Annotated in this window: 5 protein-coding genes; 1 reads left to right on the plus strand and 4 read right to left on the minus strand. The window is 69.7% G+C overall.

The genetic code is table 11. The annotated features are described in order from the left end of the window. Positions 1 to 189: 189 nt before the first annotated feature. Positions 190 to 630: a bactofilin family protein gene (locus A7A76_RS04670; protein ID WP_206410103.1), complete on the minus strand. Its 441-nt coding sequence runs from the start codon at positions 628 to 630 to the stop codon at positions 190 to 192. Positions 631 to 633: 3 nt separating this feature from the next. Then, positions 634 to 1,371 (minus strand): DUF6776 family protein, encoded by a 738-nt coding sequence (locus tag A7A76_RS04675; protein ID WP_241200725.1) that lies wholly within the window; start codon positions 1,369 to 1,371, stop codon positions 634 to 636. Between the two features lie 71 nt (positions 1,372 to 1,442). Between A7A76_RS04675 and A7A76_RS04680 the strand changes: the two genes are divergently transcribed. Further along, positions 1,443 to 2,036: a DUF4126 domain-containing protein gene (locus A7A76_RS04680; protein WP_206410104.1), complete on the plus strand. Its 594-nt coding sequence runs from the start codon at positions 1,443 to 1,445 to the stop codon at positions 2,034 to 2,036. A gap of 397 nt (positions 2,037 to 2,433) precedes the next feature. On the opposite strand, the gene bfr is transcribed toward A7A76_RS04680, so the two are convergent. Next, the gene (gene bfr / locus A7A76_RS04685; RefSeq protein ID WP_206410105.1) at positions 2,434 to 2,907 is read right to left on the minus strand and encodes a bacterioferritin; all 474 of its coding nucleotides are present in this window, start codon (positions 2,905 to 2,907) and stop codon (positions 2,434 to 2,436) included. 202 nt (positions 2,908 to 3,109) lie between these two features. Continuing rightward, positions 3,110 to 3,313: a (2Fe-2S)-binding protein gene (locus A7A76_RS04690; protein WP_074873493.1), complete on the minus strand. Its 204-nt coding sequence runs from the start codon at positions 3,311 to 3,313 to the stop codon at positions 3,110 to 3,112. Positions 3,314 to 3,511: the final 198 nt, after the last annotated feature.

The raw sequence follows: 3,511 nt of genomic DNA on the forward strand, positions 1-3,511 counted from the left end.
CCTGGCCGCTGAACGAGCGCCACAGCCCCCAGGCGCCGAACGCCAGGGCCGCGGCCAGCAGCGCCATCGCCGGCAGGCGCCAGCGTTGCGACGGGTGCGCGGCGCCCGCCGCGGAGGCGGCGGGCGCGGGACGCGATTGACGGGTTTCCTCGCTCATCCGCCCCAGCGTGAGGGCGGCGGCGGCCGGGCTCAATCCACCAGGGCGGCGGCGGTAATCGCAGCTTCAGGCGGCGGCAACGCGGCCGCGGCGTCGGCGTGCTGGGCGTCGGCGTGGATCAGGCGGCCGGTCAGCTGCGAGCCGGCGGTCATCTCGACCACCTTGTAGTGGACGTTGCCCTCGACCCGCGCCTTGGACGCCAGTTCGACCCGCTCGCTGGCGTAGACGTCGCCATGCAGGGTGCCGTTGATGACCACCACCGGCGCGCGCACCTCGCCCTCGATGCTGCCGTTCTCGGCCAGGGTCAGGCTGGCGGGCTGGCCGTCGGCGGCGATCAGCTTGCCGATGATCCGGCCCTCGATGTAGAGGCCGCCGCTGAATTGCAGATCGCCGCGGATCACCACCTGCGAGCCGATCATGGTGTCGACCTGGCCTTCGCGCAGCGGGGCCGGTTTGCTGTTGGTCTTGAACATCTTTCAGGTTTCCCCAGTCGTTACGGTGACGCCGCTCTTCCAGGCGAAGCGTTGCTCGATCGAGGCGTTCTCTCCGCGCAACGAAACGCGGATGCGTTGCGGAGTGAACCCGGCCGGCAGCATCACGCTGCCGTCGAGGGTCTGGAAGTAGCGGAAGGAGTAGTCCTGGGCGGGCGCCTTGGACTTCTGGTGCAACTCGTCCCAACCGATGCTGGCGAGCTTGCCGCCGCGCACCCCCTCGACCTGGAACTGCAGCCCCCCGCTGCTCACCGCACCGCGGTTCAGGTTCTGGGTCAGGACGATCTGGTACCGCCAGGTGCCGCCGGCCTCGGGGTGGAATTCCACCGAGTGCACGTTCAGCCCCTTGGCCGGCGCGGTGGCGCCGACCAGGCGTTCGTAAAAGGCCACGTCGGCGCGCAGGTCGGAGATTTCCTCCTCGCGCTGGGCCAGCGAGCTTTGCACCTGCTTGTTGGCGGCGCGGCTGATCTGGTCGGAGCGCTGCAGGTTGGCCTCGCGCTGGGCGAGCTTGTCCAGCTCGCCCTGGCGCTGGCGCAGCTCGCGCCGGGTCTGCTCGAGCTGGGACTTGAGCTTGGGCAGCTGCGGCGCGGCCAGCGACTGCGACCACCACCAGGCCAGCGCCAGCGAGGCCGCCCACGCCACGCCCACCGCCGACCAGATATAAGGTCGCTTGTCCGGCTGCTGCTGGACGATGACGAAGCGCGGCGGCGGCATTTTGCTCATACGGGGACGTCGACGGCCCGAAGCCGCCGCTTTACCTATACTCAACCTTCAATCTTAACGGGAACGCCGCGATGTCCGAAGCGCACCTGTTCGCAGTTGGCGTAGTTCTGGCCTGGCTGTCGGGCGTGCGGGTCTACCTGACCGTGTTCGGGGTCGGGCTGGCCGGCATGCTCGGCTGGCTGGACCTGCCGCCGGCGCTGCAGGCGACCCAGTCGCCGTGGGTGCTGGGGGTCTGCGGCCTGCTCACGGTCGGCGAGTTCTTCGCCGACAAGATCCCGGGCGTGGATTCGGGCTGGGACCTGCTGCACACCCTGCTGCGGGTGCCGGTGGGCGCGTTCCTGGCCGCGGCGACGATGTCGCCCGACGGCCAGCTCGGCGCCGGCGCGCTCGCCGCCGGCGCCGGCGTGGCCCTGACCAGCCACCTGCTCAAGTCCGGCTCGCGCGCCCTGCTCAACACCTCGCCCGAACCGGTCAGCAACTGGACCGCCTCGGTGACCGAAGACGCCGCCGTGCTCGGCGTGCTGGCGCTGGCCTTCGCCCACCCGTGGCTGAGCCTGGGCATCGTGGCGACGATCACCGTGGTCCTGGCGCTGATGCTGTGGTGGCTGTGGCGGCTGCTGTTCCGGCGGCGCAAGCGCGAGCCCAAGCCGCTGCAGGCGGGCTGAAGCGCGCGAACGATCGATGCCCCGCAAGCCGCCGGCCGATGCCGGCGGCTTTTTCATGCCCGCGCATCGCGGCCGAAGCCCCTGTAGGAGCGACGCGAGTCGCGACCGCGGGCCTTCCGCTCGCGCCGGACTGTCGGCGTAGTTGCGTTGCCGCGGTCGCGGCTCGCGCCGCTCCTACAGGAAGCGGCCGCGGCTACGCGGCGAGCGGGCAACGAAAAAGCCGCCGGCGCGGGGCCGGCGGCTCGGGTTTCGTCTGGCGGGCCGGCGATGCGCTGCGCATCGCCGAAGCTGGCTGGAGGAAGTGCCGCTTGCGCGGCTGCGGTGGCTCGATCCGTCTGGCTGGCGTCGGCTGGCTCGTGGATCGCACCGCGGCGGGGGAGCGCGAGGCTCCCGCGCATCACTCGTCTTCGATCTTGGTCAGCAGGTAGTTCTGCTCGCCCAGGCGCTCGATCAGCGCGAGCTGGGTTTCGATCCAGTCGACGTGTTCTTCTTCCGAATCCAGGATGTCGGCGAACAGCTTGCGGCTGACGTAGTCGCCGACGCTTTCGCAATGCTTGATCGCATCGCGCAGCAGCGGGATCGCCTCCAGCTCCAGCGCCAGGTCGCACTCGAGCAGTTCGCGCGGGTTCTCGCCGATGCGCAGCTTGCCCAGCGCCTGGAAGTTCGGCAGGCCGTCGAGGAAGAGGATGCGGTCCGACAGCTTGTCGGCGTGCTTCATCTCGTCGATGGACTCGTGGTACTCGTGCTCGGCCAGTTCCTTGAGGCCCCAGTTCTTCAGCATCTTGGCGTGCAGGAAGTACTGGTTGATCGCGGTCAGCTCGTTGAAGAGCGCTTTGTTGAGGAATTCGATGACTTTGGCGTCGCCCTTCATGGCCGGCTCCTGCGTTGCGATGGGCGGCACTCTAGCCCTTTCGCCCAGGCCGTGACGAAACGCGAATCGTGCGCAACGGGAAGCGTGAATCGCTCGCAAAAGGCGCGGTTCGCAGGGCTGCCGCAGATGCGAAAACGGCCGCGCGAGGCGGCCGTTGCAGACGATTGCGAGCTGGAAAGATCGCGGGCCGAAGGCGGCCGGGTCAGGCGGCTTGCTGCAACACCGACAGCGGCAGATCGCGCACGTTGCGGGCCTGCTCGAGCAGCGAGCCGGCCAGGTCCAGGCAGCTGCCGCAATTGGCGCCGGCGCCGGTGCGCATGGTCAGTTCCGAAACGCTGCGGCAGCCGGCTTCGGCGGCCTGGCGGATATCGCGGTCGGTGACTCCGTTGCAGATGCAGACGTACACGGCGCTGGTCTTCGGTTGGCAGCCGGCTGGCTGCGCGACCATTCCGCCACGGATGAGAATGATTGTCAATTAATGGGAGCCCAATCCGTTACCGCCGTCGCCGCCCGGCCTCAGCCGGGCCCGGACGGGCGCCGCCTGGGCCGGCTCAGGCGCCGGGTTCGGAGCCGCCGCAGGCCGACTGGCCGCCCGGGCGGGCGC

This window comes from Lysobacter enzymogenes (genome assembly GCF_017168095.1).
GTDB classification, from domain to species: Bacteria; Pseudomonadota; Gammaproteobacteria; order Xanthomonadales; family Xanthomonadaceae; genus Lysobacter; species Lysobacter enzymogenes_D.